15 protein-coding genes are annotated in these 15572 nt (G+C 59.9%); 1 reads left to right on the top strand and 14 read right to left on the bottom strand.

The window, feature by feature from the left end; genetic code table 11:
* Positions 1–205 precede the first annotated feature (205 nt).
* Positions 206–1099: an AraC family transcriptional regulator gene (locus WG29040_RS12070; protein WP_003442430.1), complete on the bottom strand. Its 894-nt coding sequence runs from the start codon at positions 1097–1099 to the stop codon at positions 206–208.
* Between the two features lie 179 nt (positions 1100–1278).
* Here WG29040_RS12070 and calA point away from each other — a divergent pair, with 179 nt between their 5' ends.
* Entirely contained in the window at positions 1279–2331 is a 1053-nt protein-coding gene (calA, locus tag WG29040_RS12065) for a vanillin reductase (protein ID WP_003442432.1), read from the top strand.
* Positions 2332–2411: 80 nt separating this feature from the next.
* On the opposite strand, the gene WG29040_RS12060 is transcribed toward calA, so the two are convergent.
* From WG29040_RS12060 to WG29040_RS12000, 13 genes are all read right to left on the bottom strand, one after another.
* The gene (locus WG29040_RS12060; RefSeq protein WP_003442435.1) at positions 2412–3203 is read right to left on the bottom strand and encodes an IclR family transcriptional regulator; all 792 of its coding nucleotides are present in this window, start codon (positions 3201–3203) and stop codon (positions 2412–2414) included.
* A gap of 97 nt (positions 3204–3300) precedes the next feature.
* A complete protein-coding gene (locus WG29040_RS12055; protein WP_003442438.1) occupies positions 3301–4611 on the bottom strand; it encodes an MFS transporter in 1311 nt (436 codons plus the stop codon).
* A gap of 108 nt (positions 4612–4719) precedes the next feature.
* Positions 4720–5868: a galactonate dehydratase gene (dgoD, locus tag WG29040_RS12050; protein ID WP_003442443.1), complete on the bottom strand. Its 1149-nt coding sequence runs from the start codon at positions 5866–5868 to the stop codon at positions 4720–4722.
* 38 nt (positions 5869–5906) lie between these two features.
* A complete protein-coding gene (locus WG29040_RS12045) occupies positions 5907–6536 on the bottom strand; it encodes a 2-dehydro-3-deoxy-6-phosphogalactonate aldolase (protein WP_003442445.1) in 630 nt (209 codons plus the stop codon).
* 1 nt (position 6537) lies between these two features.
* Positions 6538–7527, bottom strand: a complete 990-nt coding sequence (locus tag WG29040_RS12040) for a 2-dehydro-3-deoxygalactonokinase (RefSeq protein WP_003442448.1) — start codon at positions 7525–7527, stop codon at positions 6538–6540.
* Between the two features lie 245 nt (positions 7528–7772).
* Positions 7773–8339: a DUF1285 domain-containing protein gene (locus WG29040_RS12035; RefSeq protein ID WP_003442449.1), complete on the bottom strand. Its 567-nt coding sequence runs from the start codon at positions 8337–8339 to the stop codon at positions 7773–7775.
* A gap of 15 nt (positions 8340–8354) precedes the next feature.
* Positions 8355–8960, bottom strand: coding sequence for a DUF4823 domain-containing protein (locus WG29040_RS12030; RefSeq protein WP_003442451.1), 606 nt, complete (start codon positions 8958–8960; stop codon positions 8355–8357).
* Positions 8961–9073: 113 nt separating this feature from the next.
* Entirely contained in the window at positions 9074–10042 is a 969-nt protein-coding gene (gene araH, locus WG29040_RS12025) for an L-arabinose ABC transporter permease AraH (protein ID WP_127196200.1), read from the bottom strand.
* A gap of 25 nt (positions 10043–10067) precedes the next feature.
* Positions 10068–11600: an L-arabinose ABC transporter ATP-binding protein AraG gene (araG, locus tag WG29040_RS12020; protein WP_003442459.1), complete on the bottom strand. Its 1533-nt coding sequence runs from the start codon at positions 11598–11600 to the stop codon at positions 10068–10070.
* Positions 11601–11612: 12 nt separating this feature from the next.
* On the bottom strand, positions 11613–12617 hold the full coding sequence (locus tag WG29040_RS12015) for a substrate-binding domain-containing protein (RefSeq protein WP_127196199.1): 1005 nt from the start codon (positions 12615–12617) through the stop codon (positions 11613–11615).
* A gap of 60 nt (positions 12618–12677) precedes the next feature.
* Positions 12678–13496, bottom strand: coding sequence for an SDR family oxidoreductase (locus tag WG29040_RS12010; protein ID WP_127196198.1), 819 nt, complete (start codon positions 13494–13496; stop codon positions 12678–12680).
* A gap of 297 nt (positions 13497–13793) precedes the next feature.
* Positions 13794–14762, bottom strand: coding sequence for a GTP 3',8-cyclase MoaA (locus WG29040_RS12005; RefSeq protein WP_003442470.1), 969 nt, complete (start codon positions 14760–14762; stop codon positions 13794–13796).
* A gap of 95 nt (positions 14763–14857) precedes the next feature.
* Positions 14858–15499 (bottom strand): TetR/AcrR family transcriptional regulator, encoded by a 642-nt coding sequence (locus WG29040_RS12000; RefSeq protein ID WP_003442473.1) that lies wholly within the window; start codon positions 15497–15499, stop codon positions 14858–14860.
* Between the last annotated feature and the right edge of the window lie 73 nt (positions 15500–15572).

The raw sequence follows: 15572 nt of genomic DNA, 5'->3' as shown, positions 1-15572 counted from the left end.
AGTAATTCATTTCCACGACCAAGCGAATGGCCTCGGCTTTTTCTTCGGCAGTTACGACCCGAAATCCCATGATGAATCCTTAAGTTGATACTCCTACATGATGGTCCATAAATATTGAGCCACAACAGCTTGTCTCGCGAGCTTTGAAGGCGCTGAAGAGCTCGCGAGACAAGCTCGCTCCTACAGAGGAATGTGCAGTTGCGCTTCAGCAGCCCGCGCCTTCATGCCCCGGGCTGCGCTCGAAGTAGCGTTTGTACTCGCGACTGAACTGCGAGGTGCTTTGATAGCCAACCCTCTCTGCTACCTGTGCCACTCCCAGCCCTTCGCTCAGCAGCAACTGCTGGGCCCGCAACAGGCGCAGGCGCTTGAGGTACTGCACCGGCGACAGCAAGGTACTGCGCTTGAAATGCTCATGAAAGGTGGACGCGCTCATATTGGCGCAGCGGGCCAGCGTCTCGACATTCAACGGTTCGGCAAAGTGCTCGTGCAAGTGACTCAGCGAGGCGGCCACCCGGGCGAATTGCCCCTGTTGCTCGACCAGCGCCCGCAACACTCCGGCCTGGGGACCGCGCAAGGCGGCAAACAGCACCTCGCGCAATCGCGCACGACCCATGATCCGGCACTCAAGCGGGTCATGCAGACACCGCAACAAGCGCTCCACAGCCTGGCGCATTTCCTCATCCAGCACTGCCGAGGTCATGGACTCCGGAGTCTGCGCCACCGAACTGCGCTCAGGGTCCAGGCCCATGGCCAGCACCAGTTCGCCCAATACCGCACGATCAATACTGATCGCCACCCCCAGCAATGGCATGTCCTCGGAGGCGAAGGTTTCACACTCGAAAGGCACCGACAGCGCCTGTACCAGGTAGTGGCCGGCACCGTACTCCAGGGTGCGTTGCCCCAGATAGGCCAACTTACTGCCTTGGGCGATCACCATTAGACTAGGCTCATAGATCTGCGGCATCCGGGCCACGGTATTACACGCCGAGACCACCCTCACCTCAGGCATCAAGGTATGGACAAAACCCAGCCGGGTCGCCAGAGGCTTGATAAGCGATACCAGCACGGCGTTCTCATCGCGGTGACGAGTCAGAAACATGAAATAAGTTCACAAGAGGAATAGACAGCCGCATCTTCGCAGAACTGGTCATTAAAGCGACAGTTCATCCGCGTCGCCGGAGGAATAGGCATGACAGACGGAGGAATCGTCATAGTCCTGCAAGATTTGTAAGCGCAAAATTGCCCCCTGTTCACCGTTAACGCTTTTCGAGGTTCCCCATGTACAACGCCATCGGTTATGCCACACAGACACCTACCGCTCCCCTGACCCCCATGAAGTTCACCCGCCGCGATCCGCGGCCGGATGATGTGGCCATCGAAATCCTGTATTGCGGTGTTTGTCACTCCGACATTCACCAGGCACGCAACGACTGGGGCTTTGCTGTTTACCCGGTAATGCCGGGCCATGAAATTGTCGGCAAAGTTACGGCTGTCGGCGACAAGGTCACCAAACACAAGGTCGGCGATCTGGTCGGCGTGGGCTGCATGGTTGATTCGTGCCGCGAGTGTTCAGCGTGCAAAGAAGACCTGGAACAATACTGCCTTGAAGGCGCGACCATGACCTACTGCACCCCCGATCGGGTGGATGGCAGCAACACCATGGGCGGTTACTCCGACAGCATCGTGGTCAGCGAACACTTCGTGGTGCGTATCCCGGAAAAACTCGACCTGGCCAGCGCGGCCCCACTGTTGTGCGCCGGCATCACCACCTATTCGCCGCTGCAGCACTACGGTGTCGAAGCTGGCGATAAAGTCGGCATTCTGGGCATGGGCGGCCTGGGCCACATGGGCATCAAGTTCGCCAAAGCCATGGGCGCCGAAGTCACCCTGTTCACCCGTTCTGAAGCCAAGGCTGCAGAGGCCTACCGTCAAGGTGCCGACCACGTGATCGTGTCCACCGACCCGCAGCAGATGAAAGCGGCGGCTGACAGCTTCGACTTCCTGCTGGACACCATTCCGGTACCACACGATCTGAACCCGTACCTGGAAACCCTGCGCTTTGACGGGGTACACATTCTGGTCGGTCTGATCGAACCTGTTGAGCCTGCCCTGAATGCGTTCAACCTGGTGTTCAAGCGCCGCGTACTGGCCGGTTCCCTGATCGGCGGCATTGCTGAAACCCAGGAAATGCTCGATTTCAGTGCCGAACACGGCATCACCTGCGACATCGAAATGCTCGATATCAAAAACATAAACGAAGCCTTTGAACGCGTGGTTAAAGGCGACGTGAAATACCGTTTTGTGATCGACATGAAAACCCTGAAGGCTTAAGACTCACCTTCTGTCTGTAGAAAACCGGCCTGCCTGCGATGCCATCGCTGGCAAGCCGGTTGCTGCAGTGGGGGATCGGGTCAGCCGACAGCCCCGAGCTCCGCCGATATCTGCTGCGCGGCCTGGGTAACGACCGGGATCAAGCCGGTCATTTTCTCCAGTGACATATACGGCACGGTGCTGGCGATACTGATGGCAGCCACGATTTTGCGGCTGGCATCGCGTATCGGTGCAGCTACACAACGGATCGAAGGCTCGTTGTCTTCCAGGTCAAACGCATAGCCCCCCGCCACATAACTGCGCATGCGCTGTTCAAACTGTTCCCACGACACTTCCTGATGTTCCGGCCACAACGGGTTTTTGCCATCGGCAGGATGGCTGGCTTCGTACAGGCGTCGCCACTCTCCCAACGGCGCATCCAGCAACATCGCCTTGCCGATCCCGGTACGTGCCAGCGGCATGCGGTGCCCTACCCGCGAACGCATCTCCGGGCCATTGCGCCCCGGATTTTTATGCAGGTACAGCACCTCGTCGCCTTCGCGCACCGCCAAATGGATGGTATCGCCGGTCAGCAACGACAACTCATCCAGGTACGGCCCGGCCAGCGTCACCAGCGGCACCTCTTCCCGCGCCTGAAACCCCAGTTCGATCAACTTGGGCCCGAGCAGATAACCCACTTGCGGCAACACCCGCAGGTAACGCTCGTCCACCAGGCAACTGGCCAGGCGATGGGTCGTGCTGCGCGTCGTGCCAATCGCCCGGGCGATGTCTTTGAGGTCGCGCGCACCATTGGCCACGGCGTGTACCACCGCCAGACCGCGAAGTAGGGTTTGCGTGCCGGTGGGTGCAACTTTCGGGGAGTCGTCCTGCATAGCCAGCCTTTGCTTTAAGGAGAAGAACCGGGCGGCATTATGGTCGCCCGGTTGTCTGACGGCTAGGGTCCGTTGAGGTTTGCCTGTGGCCCCGCCCCTACAGTTCGATCCGCTCGACTTTGCCTACCAGCAGGATGTAGGACAGCGCACCCAGCAACGCCAGCACCGAGATGTAGGTGATGGCCGGGGCAAACGAGTCGCCGGTGGCCAGAAAACCGATCACGATCGGGGTGGTGATGGCCGACAGGTTGCCGATGAAATTGAACACCCCGCCGGTCAGTCCCAGCAGGCGGGCCGGGGCCAGGGTCGAAACCAGCGACCAGGTAATCGATGCCAGGCCGTTACCGAAAAACGCCAGCGCCAGAAACGCAATCACCAGCGGCGTCGAGTCGACAAAGTTGGCGCCGATGATTGACGTTGAAATCAGCAGCCCGCCAATGATCGGCAGCTTGCGGGCAAAGCCCACGGAGTAGCCGCGACGAATCAGCCAGTCGGAGAAGAACCCTGAACACAGCACGCCCACAAACGCTGCCAGAAACGGCAAGGAAGCCAGCAAGCCGGACTTGATAAAGTCCATGCCGCGATATTTCACCAGGTAAGTGGGAAACCAGGTCAGGAAAAACCACAGCGTCGAGTTCAGGCAAAACTGCCCCAGATAAATCCCCCACAGCTTGCGCTTGCTGAGCACGATGCCCAGATCCAGCCAACTGAACGGTGCCTTGCGCTTGGCGGTCTGGCTCTGGATATCCACCAGCCCGCCACCCTCACTGATCAGCTCGATCTCAGCCTGATTGACACCCTTGAAATCCCGCGGCTCGCGGTACACCGCGTACCAGATCACGGCCCAGATAATCCCCACCACACCGGTGCTGACAAACACCATGTGCCAACCCCACTGATGCTGCAGCCAGGCAAGTACCGGAGTCAGGAACGCCAGCCCGACAAACTGCCCCGAGGTGTAGAAACCGATGGCCGTGGCGCGCTCGCGCTCGGGGAACCAGGTGGTCACCACCCGGCTGTTGATCGGATACGCCGGCGCTTCCAGGGCGCCCACCGCCATGCGCAATACGAACAGTGCGATAAAACTGGCAGCGAAACCGAGCATCACCGTGGCCACCGACCACAGCAGCAGCGCCACGCTGTACAGGATGCGCGGCGGCACCCGGTCTACCAGCCAGCCACCGGGGATTTGCATGGCCGCATAGGTCCAGCCGAAGGCCGAAAAAATCAGCCCGACATGTACCGGATCCAGCCCCAGATCGGTGGTCAGTGCCGGCGCGGCAATCGACAGGTTGCTGCGGTCCAGATAGTTGATCACCACGGTAATGAACAGCAGGACCATGATGAAAAAACGCTTGCGGCTCGGCGTCACCAAAGACGCAGGCGCGACAGTGCTTGAAGATGACATGGGCATGCCTCTTTTTTATGGTTATTGAGGTCGTTTCAAATACAGGGTCCGACACCCCTGTGGGAGCTGGCTTGCCAGCGCCCACAGGTATTGCATCAGATCAGGGACTTACCACTCGGCAAAGCTGCCATCGGCATGGCGCCAGATCGGGTTGCGCCAGCGGTGGCCAACCAGCGCGCGCTCGCGCACGTATTCTTCGTTGATCTCGATACCCAGGCCCGGCCCATTGGGGATTTTGACGAAGCCTTTGTCGTAGTCGAACACCGCCGGATCCTTGACGTAATCCAGCAGGTCGTTGCTTTCGTTGTAGTGGATGCCCAGGCTTTGCTCCTGGATAAACGCGTTGTAGCAAACCGCATCCAGCTGCAGGCACGCGGCCAGCGCAATCGGCCCCAGCGGGCAGTGCAAGGCCAGCGCTACATCGTAGGCTTCCGCCATGTTGGCGATTTTGCGGGTTTCGGTAATACCGCCGGCGTGGGAAGCATCGGGCTGAATGATGTCGACATAGCCTTCACTGAGCACGCGCTTGAAGTCCCAGCGCGAGAACAGCCGCTCGCCCAGGGCAATCGGGGTGCTGGTCAACGGCGCCAGCTCTTTGAGGGCCTCGTAGTTTTCGCTGAGCACCGGCTCTTCGATAAACATCAGTTTGTACGGGTCCAGTTCCTTCATCAGCACCTTGGCCATGGGCTTGTGCACCCGGCCATGGAAGTCCACGCCGATCCCCACGTTAGGGCCCACGGCATCCCGCACCGCGGCCACGTTGGCCAGCGCCAGATCGACCTTTTCAAAGCTGTCGACAAACTGCAGCTCTTCGGTACCGTTCATCTTTATCGCCGTAAAGCCGCGGCTGACCGCTTCTTTGGCGGCCCTGGCCGTGTCGGCCGGACGGTCGCCGCCGATCCACGAATACACACGGATCTTGTCCCGCACCTGGCCGCCCAGCAGGTCGCTGACCGACACCCCCAGCGCCTTGCCCTTGATGTCCCACAGCGCCTGGTCGATACCGGCCAGTGCGCTCATGTGCACCGCGCCGCCACGGTAAAAACCGCCGCGATAGAGCACGGTCCAGATGTCTTCGATATTGCGCGGGTCTTTGCCGATCAGGTAATCCGACAATTCATCCACCGCAGTCGCCACGGTGTGGGCCCGGCCTTCGACTACGGGCTCGCCCCAGCCGGTGACGCCTTCGTCGGTCTCGATTTTCAGGAACAGCCAGCGCGGCGGGACCAGATAGGTAGTCAGTTTGGTAATTTTCATCGTCTTGTCTCTCTTGTTCGATGGGGCGCAAGCGCCTTTCAGTCAGCCTTGCGCCGGGCATTCCAGGCCTGCACATAAGCTTTGGCGGTAACCGCCACGTCCTCGGCACTCATGCCGGGCTTGAACAGCCCCGAACCCAGCCCGAAACCGGACACCCCGGCATCAAGGAATACCTGCATGTTGTCCGGGGTAATCCCGCCGACCGGGATCAGCAAAGTTCCTGCAGGCAACACCGCCAGCCAGGCCTTGACCACGGCCGGGCCCATTTGCTCGGCCGGGAACATTTTCAGTACATCGGCACCTTCGGCCAGTGCAGCAAAGGCTTCGGTCGGTGTCGCGACTCCCGGTGACAGGTACAGACCGGCCGCCTTGGCCGCACGCAACACTTGCGGGTCACTGTGGGGCATCACAATCACCTGCCCGCCCGCCGCCTTGACCAGCTCGACCTGGGCCGGGGTCAGCACCGTGCCGGCACCGACCAGGCAGTCGGCAGGCAGGGTACTGCGCAAAATGCGGATGCTTTCGTACGGCTCGGGGGAATTAAGTGGCACTTCGAGGGTACGAAAACCCGCGTCATACAGCACCTTGCCGATGGCCTGCGCCTCTTGTGGACGCAACCCACGAAGAATGGCGATCAGTCCGTTTTTTGCCAGTGCTTGCTTGAGCATCTCAGCCCTCCAGTTGCGTGTGACGGAGTAACCCGGCGGCTTGGGCCAGGTGCCATAAACCTTGCTCGGTGGCCTGTTCAGCCAGGCGCACATCCGCGAACCCGCAGGCGGCCAGGGCCCGCTGGTAGCGTTCACAGAGTCGGGAATTGCCAATCAGGATGATCGCGGGCATCGGCGCTGCGCCTCGGCGCTCACGTACTGCGCCGCCCAACGCTGACAGCTCGTGGCCAATCAACAGGCCGGACACATAGTCGGGTTGCTGGGTGGGGCTCAACTGCCCGGTCAGCCCCAGAGTACGGGCGCTGAACAGGGTCGACAGCGGCCCGAGCCGGCCGTCGGGTGACAAGGCCACCTGCACGCCGCGATCAAAGGCTGCTGGATCAAACTGCTCGGAGCGCTGTTGGGTGCGCCCCAGGATTGTGTGTTCACAGACGGCGGCGTAAAGCTCGCCGGTCATGAAGGTATCGAAGTGCACAAGATTGCCGTCCTGCACCTGCACCCATTTGGAGTGGCTGCCGGGCAAGCCGATCAAGCAGTCGTTGAGTTGCGGGAAACTTTGCACTACCCCCAGCACCTGGGTTTCTTCGCCGCGCATCACATTGGGCAAGGCTGAACGCTGGATGACACCCGGCACGATATGCAGGTCGACACCGCGCACGCTGCGTACCCTCTGCAAGGCCGTGCCCAGGGCATTGAGGCTGGCCGGGGTTTCCCGGTAAGGCGCTTCGCACCAGCCCTGGGCACTGCCGACCATGCCACAGGCAATCACCGGCACTCCCGGGTTGGCATCCAGCCAGTCGCCGCAGGCATCGTCGAACGCCAGCTCAAAGCCGTCAGCGCACCACTGGCCTGCGACCAGTCGGGCAGTGCCGGGCAACTGCATGATGCCGCAGGCCAGGGTGCGCACTTTCAGCACCTGGCCGGTGGATCCGAGTAAATACGCACGAAGGGAAGTTGTCCCCCAATCGAGGGCGATCAATTGCGCCTGCATCGCTTCACCTGTTTTGTTTTTAGCAGTGAATGCTGTGAATCAGTGCAGGCGACTATAAACCTTGGGGCGGCCAAATCTCAATATATAAATTGCACTCCCATATATAGGGATAACACTGTATCCGTAAAATCCTTGTGGGAGCCGGCTTGCCGACGATGCATACAGTGCGCAGGTCTGGTTCACCGCGCACAGGCAATCGCCGGCAAGCCGGCTCCCACAGGTTGTTACAGGTGTGGCGCAGGGATTCAGACCGGCTCGGGGCCTATAGGGAAGAACACGCCACTGCTCCAGACCCCCAGCCAGCTCTGGCCGTCGATGGGCCGGGCAACCGCCAGCTCGATCAGTTGGTAGAACACATTGCGGTGGATCAGCGCTTCAAGGTTGCGCCGCACCAGCAGGTAGGGCGCGGGTTCCTGGGTGTCGGGGTCAATCACGATGCGCAGCGGATGTTCGCTGCCGGCGGTGATCTGTTCTTCAACATTGGTGGTAAAGCGCAGTACCTGCTGCTCGCCCTGCCCTTGAACCTCAAGCGTGACCGCCACAAACGGCGCGTCATCGACCTTGATTCCGACCTTTTCCACCGGGGTGATCAGGAAATAATCATCGCCGTCGCGGCGAATGATGGTCGAGAACAGTTTGACCATGGGCTTGCGGCCAATCGGCGTGCCCATGTAGTACCAGGTGCCGTCACGGGCGATACGCATGTCGATATCACCGCAGAATGCCGTATCCCATAGATGAACCGGAGGCAGGCCTTTGTCGGCTTTGGGAATTTGCGCCAACAGGTTACTGACGTCTACCGGCTCACTCATGCTGCTCTCCTGGTCTTATTGGTCGCTCAAGCCTATCAAGCTGCGCGCGTACTTGGCGAGCGGCGGCCCGATCAGGTCCGCCGGCTTTTGCTCATGGAACGTCAGCAAGCCGCCACGGCTGCGAATGGTCGCGGTATCGATCAGGTACTGGGTGCTGGTCTCGATCAACATCACCTGGATCACGCCGCCATCAACCCCCAGGCGGCTGATTTCTTCCTGATCCAGCCATTCGTCACTGTTGCCGATACGGTCGTCGGCCCGTGCAAAGCGAGTGTAGAGCAAGTAATGCGCACCATAGCCACGGGCTTCAGTCATGGCCTGGTCAAGCCCCAGCGGCGCTTTGGCGCGGCGCACCATGGGGAAGTATTCGATAAAGCCGTTATAGGCTTCTTCCGCCACCACATTGGGCCGTACATAAGGATCGCCTACGGGGGCGAATGGCCCCTGGGCAATGTAGATATAGGAGTCCGGCTGGATGCGCAGTGAATTGCTGCGCCGGGTATTGCTGTGATCGAGCAGACCGGCGTCGCTCATTTGATAACGTGCGCCCTCCCCCAGATCGCTGACCGTCATACAGCCACCCAGCGCCAGCGCCGACAGCACCACAAACAGACTACGCATCCTGATCTCCCGATGGCCGGTGACAGAAAACCGGCGAATAGTCGCGTAATGCAGTTTGCGCGCCAGTTTGCTGCATGCCATGGCGCAAAACCTGTGGCAGCCGGTATTCAGAGTCAGCGCTGCTTCAAGCGGTCGATCACCACCGCCAGCAACAGGATCGAACCGCGAATCACGTACTGGTAGAACGTGTCGATGTTCTTCAGGTTCATCGCATTCTCGATAATCGCCAGAATCAGCACCCCGGCGATCACATGCCGGATCATCCCCACCCCGCCGCTCAATGACACCCCGCCCAGTACACAGGCCGAGATCACGGTCAGCTCGAAGCCCTGCCCGATCATGGGTTGGCCCGAGGTCATGCGCGAAGCCAGGATCACCCCGGCCAGCGCGCCAATCAGCCCGTGTACGGCGAAGATGATGATTTTGGTGCGGTCGACATTGACCCCGGCCAGCAGCGCCGCTTCCTGATTGCCGCCTATGGCCATGGTGTTGCGGCCATAGGTGGTGTAGTTGAGCAGCCAGCCAAAGAACAGGAAGCAGACGATGGTGATCAGGATCGGCACCGGCACGCCGAACACCTGGCCGTTACCAAAGACGTAAAACGCTTCCTGGGACACCCCCACCGCCTTGCCATTGGCAAAGATATACGCCAGTCCGCGCACGATCTGCATGGTGGCCAGGGTGGTAATCAGCGCGTTGACCCGCAACTTGGCGATAACGATGCCGTTGATCAGACCGACAATCAGGCCCATGCCCAGCGCCGCGCAGACACCCAGGAACACACTGTCGGTGTCACGCATGACCACCGCGGCAACGACTCCGGAGCAGGCAATCACCGATCCCACGGACAGATCGAAATGCCCCGACGCCAGGCAATAGAGCATGGTGCAGGCAGCAATCCCGGTGGTGGAGATGGCCAGGCCCAGGCCGCGCATGTTGAGCGGCGACAGGAAGTTGTCGATCAGCAAGGTGCAGAGGAGGAAAATCGCAAACGCTGCCAGCAACATGACCCAATCGTCGAGGAAGCGGCGCATGTCGAGTTTTTTACGGGGTGTCGCCAGTGTCGAATCTTGGGTTGTCATACAAACCTCTCAGTGGGTCACGCCGTTAGCCGCGCTGGCGGGGCAAGGCCATTTGCAACAGGTTCGATTCATTGGCCTGGGCTCTTGGCAGCTCACCGCTGACCACGCCTTCGCACAAAACCAGAATGCGGTCGCTGATCCCCAGCACTTCCATCAGGTCGCTGGACACCACTATCACCGCAATTCCGCTGGCGGCCAGACGATGGATGATCTGGTAGATCTCGGCCTTGGCGCCGATATCGATGCCCCGGGTCGGCTCGTCAAGCAGCAGCACTTTCATCGGCATCGACAGCCAGCGCCCGAGAATGGCTTTTTGCTGATTGCCGCCGGACAGGAACATGATTTTCTGCGACGCCGTCGGAGTCTTCACATTCAGGGCATGGATCTGCCGGTCGGCGTTGTCGCGCTCCCATACCCCGCGCAACAGGCAACCCAGGGTGGAATGGGCGCCGCGGGCACTGATGTTGATGTTCTCCGCGACGCTGGCCAAAGGAATGATGCCTTCCTTTTTCCGATCCTCCGGGCACAGCAGCACCCCGGCAGCAATCGCATCCCGGGGCGAGCGCAGCTTGAGCGCAACGCCTTGCAGTTCTACCTGGCCGCCACTGTGACGGGCCAGCCCGCCGAGCAGGCGCAACAGCTCGGTACGCCCGGCGCCCACCAGCCCGAACAGGCCGAGAATCTCGCCCTTGCGCACTGCAAAACTCACCGGCTCGCGCAACCCCGGCCCGAGCAGGCGGTCGACCTTGAGCACCACTTCGCCACACTCACGGGGGCGGTAGTCATAGATGTCCTGAATGTCACGGCCGACCATGCAGGTCACCAGCTGGTCGTGGCTCAGCTCGCTCATCTGCTCGAAGGTGCGAACATAGCGGCCATCCTTGAACACCGTGACCGCGTTGCAGATGCGGAATACTTCTTCCATGCGGTGGGACACGTAGAGCACCACTTTGCCCTCATCCCGCAGGCGTCCGATGATGGTCATCAGGCGGTCGATTTCCCGCGCCGAGAGGCTGCTGGTGGGCTCATCGAAGGCAATGACATGAGCCCCGCGGGACAGCGCCTTGGCGATTTCCACCAGTTGCCGCTGGCCCAGGGACAAGCGGGCAACCTTCTCTTGCGGATCGATTTCATCGGCCAGCCCCTTGAGCAACTGCAGGGCCTGGTGCCGCAATTCGCCGCGCTTGATCAGACCAAAGCGCGCCGGCAGATGGCCGAGAAACAGGTTCTCGGCCACGCTCATTTCCGGTACCAGATGCAGCTCCTGATGGATCACGGCGACCCGGTTGGCGATGCTTTCAGCGGTGGATCTGAAGACCAGCGACTGCTCGCCGATCTGCAGGTTGCCGCTGCTTGGCGCGTAGGCACCGCCAAGGATTTTCAGCAGGGTGGATTTACCGGCACCGTTCTCGCCCATCAGTGCATGCACCTGGCCGGGATGGGCGACAAAGCTGATATTGGCCAGCGCCTGGACCCCGGGGAAATGCTTGCCGATGCCGTTGAAGCGCAGGCTGTCGGTATTGCTTGTCAGTGCTTGAGTGGCTAATGGCTGCGGCATAGTGACCTCGACTCAATTCCACAAACCGATCTTGGTCAGCTCTTCCTGGAAGTTGTCCCGGGTGATCAGCGTTACTTCGTCCATGGCGGTGTACAGAGGCGGCTCTTCGCCTTCGGTGATCCACTCAAACATCATGGTTGCGGTCTTGTAGCCTTCGATATGTGGGCTCGGCAGCATGGAGCCGTAGAAACCGCTGTTGGCCTTTTTCAGTTCGCCAATGGCGTCGGTACCGTTGATGCCGATCCCGATGACGTTGGCGGCGGCGAAACCGGCGCTTTCCGTGGCCCGTACCCCGCCGAGCACGGTGCTGTCGTTCATGCCGCCAATAATCAGGTTTTTCGCGCCGCCGGGCAGTTTGACCAGTGCCGAGTTGGTGGCATCCATGCTGCCGGGCACATCGAGGGTTTTAAGCGCCGAGTACAGGATATGATCATCGGCAAGGCCCGCGTCCTTGAGGGATTTGACCGAGCCGTCGGTGCGTTTCTTACCGGTGTCCAGTTCATTGAAGGTGTTGATTACGGCGTAGGTGTCGTTCCAGTCCCAGTTGCGTTTTTTTGCTTCGGCGACCATCGCATTGCCCTGTTTCTGGCCGACTTCGAAGGCTGCCATTCCCAGGTACGGCACCTCTTCCATAAACTTGCCGTTGGCATCGACAAAGCGGTCATCGACAGCGATGACTTTCAAACCGTTGGCCTTGGCCTTGGCCATGATCGCCGGGCCCAGACCGACATCCGGCGGGCAGATGACAAAGCCCTGGGCGCCGTTGGCTGCCAGGCTGTCGATGGCCGACAGGGTCTTCTCACCATCCGGCACAGCAATTTTGATCAGCTCGAAGCCTTTGTCCTTGGCGGCCTTTTCTGCGAACACCCATTCGGTCTGGAACCAGGGTTCTTCCGCCTGCTTGACCAGAAAACCGATCTTTACCGGATCGCCAGCCAGCAAGGCACTGCTCAGACTCAATGCGCTGGCCGCCAGGGCCGCGCAGCACAGGGTACGAATGAAGGGACGACGGTACATGGCAAACTCCTTGTTGTTATTTTTGAGGTGTTTGAAAGCCTGACAGGTCCGGATGCGGGATCAGTCGTGGTAAAGCACCGAGCGCCCGCCATCGATGGTGATGCAGGAGGCGTTGATGAACGGCGCCTCATCGCTGGCCAGGAATACAGCCGTCATTGCCACTTCCAGCGGCTGGCCGATACGTCGCGGCGGATGCAGATCAAGGGCGCGCTGGCGCTCGGCATGGGGGTCGGCGAAACCGTTCCAGTAATCGACGTTCAACTGGGTCTCGATGTAACCGGGGGCGATGGCATTGACGCGGATGCCTTTGGCGGCGTACTCGATGCCCAGCGCGCGGGTGAGCCCCAGCAGGCCATGCTTGGCCACGGGGTACGGAAAGCAGCCCGGAATAATGTGGCTCGAATGGGTGGAGGCAATGTTGATGATGCTGCCGATGCCCTGCGCAATCATTTGCGGCAAAACCGCCTTGCAGCCATACCAGGCGCCGTCCAGATCGATGGCGAAACAGCGACGCCAGTCTTCCTCGGTCATTTCCAGCGGATCGCGGAACACGTTGACCCCGGCGCAATTGACCAGCACATCGACCCGGCCATGCAGTTCCATGGCCAGCGCGACCATGGCATACAGGTCGGCCTGGCAGGACACGTCGGCCTTGATGGCCTGCACGTCGCCCCCTTGCTCACGCCAATGGGCTGCGACTTTCTCGACCTTCTCGACCTGGATATCGCTAATGACCATTTTCGCCTGTTGCGAGACGAAGCTGGCAACGATGGCCTCGCCGATACCCTGGGCGGCGCCGGTCAGTAGCACCACCTTGTTTTTAAGGCGCTCGCCACGGGGCGGCTCGACTGCCGGCGGCAGTGAAAGGGCTTCAGCCATGGATCAGGACTCCAAAAAGAAAGCACGACGAAAACCGGACATCTGTCGATGGCCGGCCGAGAAATCTGGGGGATGGGGGAGTCGCACGGGCGCGCAGGGGAATCCTGGGATATCTGGGCATCACTTCACCTGTTTTATTTTTTTAGTGTGAGTGCGTGGAGCTGCTGCCGACTATAAACCCGGAAATGGAAAAGTCTCAATATATAATTTTGCATCCCACATACAGGGATTAGATGTAAAAGCTGGCTCACGGGCCGTTCAAGGACTCGCTCCTGCGGGCATTGATACGCAGGGGGCTTAGCCGCCGATGATTTTCATCACAGTGGCGCCGCCCGAGAAGGCAACGTCCTGCTTGTCGCCCAGGGCTTTCATCAACAAGCTTTGCAGGGCTGGCAGGGCCTGGTGGCGGGGTTTGTTCAGGAGGTCGCCGACATAGTGGCGATTGCTCGACGAAAGACAGCCATGCAGCCAGCCCGTGGACGACAGCCGCAACCGCGAGCAGGTACGGCAGAACGGGACGCTTTCGTTGGCGATCACACCGAAGTGACCAAACCCCGGGATCTGGTAGCGCACCGCCGTGGCATCCACCGGTGCATCGGCCTGCAGGTATTCATAGCGCTCGCCAATCAGCGACAACAGTTGTTGCAGGCTGACGAACTGTTGCAGGAAGGCGTTGCCATCACTGGCCAGATGCCCCATGCGCATCAGTTCGATAAAGCGCAGCTCATAGCCGCGCTCAAGGCAGTACTCCAGCAGCGGCATGACCTGATCCAGGTTCTGCCCGCGCAACGGCACCATGTTGACCTTGATTTTCATCCCCGCGGCGCTGGCCTGTTGCATGCCGTCGAGGACGGTCGGCAGATCGCCGCCCCGGGCAATGGTGCGAAACGCAACAGGATCAAGGGTATCGAGGGATACGTTGAGGCGGCGAATACCGGCATCCACCAGCAGCGGCAATTTTCGCGCAAGCAGTTGGCCGTTGGTGGTCAGGCTGATATCACTCAGGCCCAACTGGCCAACTTCACGCATAAAGGTTTCGAGCTTGGGACTGACCAGCGGTTCGCCGCCGGTAATACGCAAGCGCTCGATGCCTGCGGCTTCGATCAGGTAGGCCACCCCGCGCACCATGGCCTCGGCCGACAGTTCATCCTGCGCTGCGACCAGTCGCTTGCCGTTGGGCACGCAGTAGGTACAGGCGTAGTTGCAGGCAGAGGTCAGACTGATACGCAAATTGCGAAAACGTCTGCCTTGGCGATCAACAATCATGGATGACTCCGGCACGGGGAATATAGAGCGCGCCAAAACTTGACTTAGAAATCAAGTTTTGGCAAGACCCAGATCCAAGTATATGCCTTGCAGCCTTACTCGACAGCCGGGGTGTCCGTATCACGCTTGCGCTTGTTGCCCATGCGCACGCCGATGTCCATCAGGAACTGGAAGAACCCTTCCTGGTCTTCCAGCACGTTGCTCCAGAACGGCGAGTGGTACAGCGCCACGGCGCCGTGCACCAGCGCCCAGGCCGCGCAATAGTGGAAGTAAGGTGGCACGTCTTCGAGCTTGCCTTCGCTGATGCGACCCTTGATCAGCAGGGTCAGGCGTTCGAAGTTGGAAGCACGGATCTTGTGCAGCTCTTCAACCAGTTCAGGTACCTGATTACCTTTGACGACCTTTTCTTCGAGGCGGTCAAACAAGCGGTAGCGCTGGGGATCACGCATGCGAAATTCAAAGTAGGCGCGCGACAGCGCCTCTTTGTCTTTATCAACGTCAGCGGATTGCAGCAATTCATTCAAATCGCGCTCGTAGTCGAGCATCAGGCGCAAATAGATCTCGGCCTTGGACTTGAAGTGCTTGTAAATCGTGCCTTTGCCGATACCTACGGCATCAGCAATCATCTCGACGGTGACGCTGTCTTCACCAAGTTCGAGGAACAGCTTGAGCGCGGTATCGAGAATTTCTTGCTCGCGGCGACGAAACTCACGGACCTTACGGGGTTCTTTGTGCATAAGAAAAGGTCTGTTCGGGTCAAAATCGAAGCGGAGTATTATGCATTAGTCACGCTAAATTGCACGGACCATC

It is taken from the genome of Pseudomonas sp. PAMC 29040 (genome assembly GCF_003994535.1).
In the GTDB taxonomy this organism is placed as follows: domain Bacteria; phylum Pseudomonadota; class Gammaproteobacteria; order Pseudomonadales; family Pseudomonadaceae; genus Aquipseudomonas; species Aquipseudomonas paraversuta.
This window is presented reverse-complemented; position numbering and strand designations above follow the sequence as displayed.

Excerpts from the sequence above, each read along its gene's own strand:
- araH (WP_127196200.1), bottom strand. The coding sequence starts at position 10,042 with ATGACAACCCAAGATTCGACACTGGCGACACCCCGTAAAAAACTCGAC.
- WG29040_RS12045 (WP_003442445.1), bottom strand. The coding sequence starts at position 6,536 with ATGCTCAAGCAAGCACTGGCAAAAAACGGACTGATCGCCATTCTTCGT.
- WG29040_RS12005 (WP_003442470.1), bottom strand. The coding sequence starts at position 14,762 with ATGATTGTTGATCGCCAAGGCAGACGTTTTCGCAATTTGCGTATCAGT.
- WG29040_RS12040 (WP_003442448.1), bottom strand. The coding sequence starts at position 7,527 with ATGCAGGCGCAATTGATCGCCCTCGATTGGGGGACAACTTCCCTTCGT.
- WG29040_RS12070 (WP_003442430.1), bottom strand. The coding sequence starts at position 1,099 with ATGTTTCTGACTCGTCACCGCGATGAGAACGCCGTGCTGGTATCGCTT.
- WG29040_RS12000 (WP_003442473.1), bottom strand. The coding sequence starts at position 15,499 with ATGCACAAAGAACCCCGTAAGGTCCGTGAGTTTCGTCGCCGCGAGCAA.
- WG29040_RS12030 (WP_003442451.1), bottom strand. The coding sequence starts at position 8,960 with ATGCGTAGTCTGTTTGTGGTGCTGTCGGCGCTGGCGCTGGGTGGCTGT.
- WG29040_RS12060 (WP_003442435.1), bottom strand. The coding sequence starts at position 3,203 with ATGCAGGACGACTCCCCGAAAGTTGCACCCACCGGCACGCAAACCCTA.
- WG29040_RS12055 (WP_003442438.1), bottom strand. The coding sequence starts at position 4,611 with ATGTCATCTTCAAGCACTGTCGCGCCTGCGTCTTTGGTGACGCCGAGC.
- WG29040_RS12035 (WP_003442449.1), bottom strand. The coding sequence starts at position 8,339 with ATGAGTGAGCCGGTAGACGTCAGTAACCTGTTGGCGCAAATTCCCAAA.
- WG29040_RS12010 (WP_127196198.1), bottom strand. The coding sequence starts at position 13,496 with ATGGCTGAAGCCCTTTCACTGCCGCCGGCAGTCGAGCCGCCCCGTGGC.
- calA (WP_003442432.1), top strand. The coding sequence starts at position 1,279 with ATGTACAACGCCATCGGTTATGCCACACAGACACCTACCGCTCCCCTG.
- WG29040_RS12015 (WP_127196199.1), bottom strand. The coding sequence starts at position 12,617 with ATGTACCGTCGTCCCTTCATTCGTACCCTGTGCTGCGCGGCCCTGGCG.
- araG (WP_003442459.1), bottom strand. The coding sequence starts at position 11,600 with ATGCCGCAGCCATTAGCCACTCAAGCACTGACAAGCAATACCGACAGC.
- dgoD (WP_003442443.1), bottom strand. The coding sequence starts at position 5,868 with ATGAAAATTACCAAACTGACTACCTATCTGGTCCCGCCGCGCTGGCTG.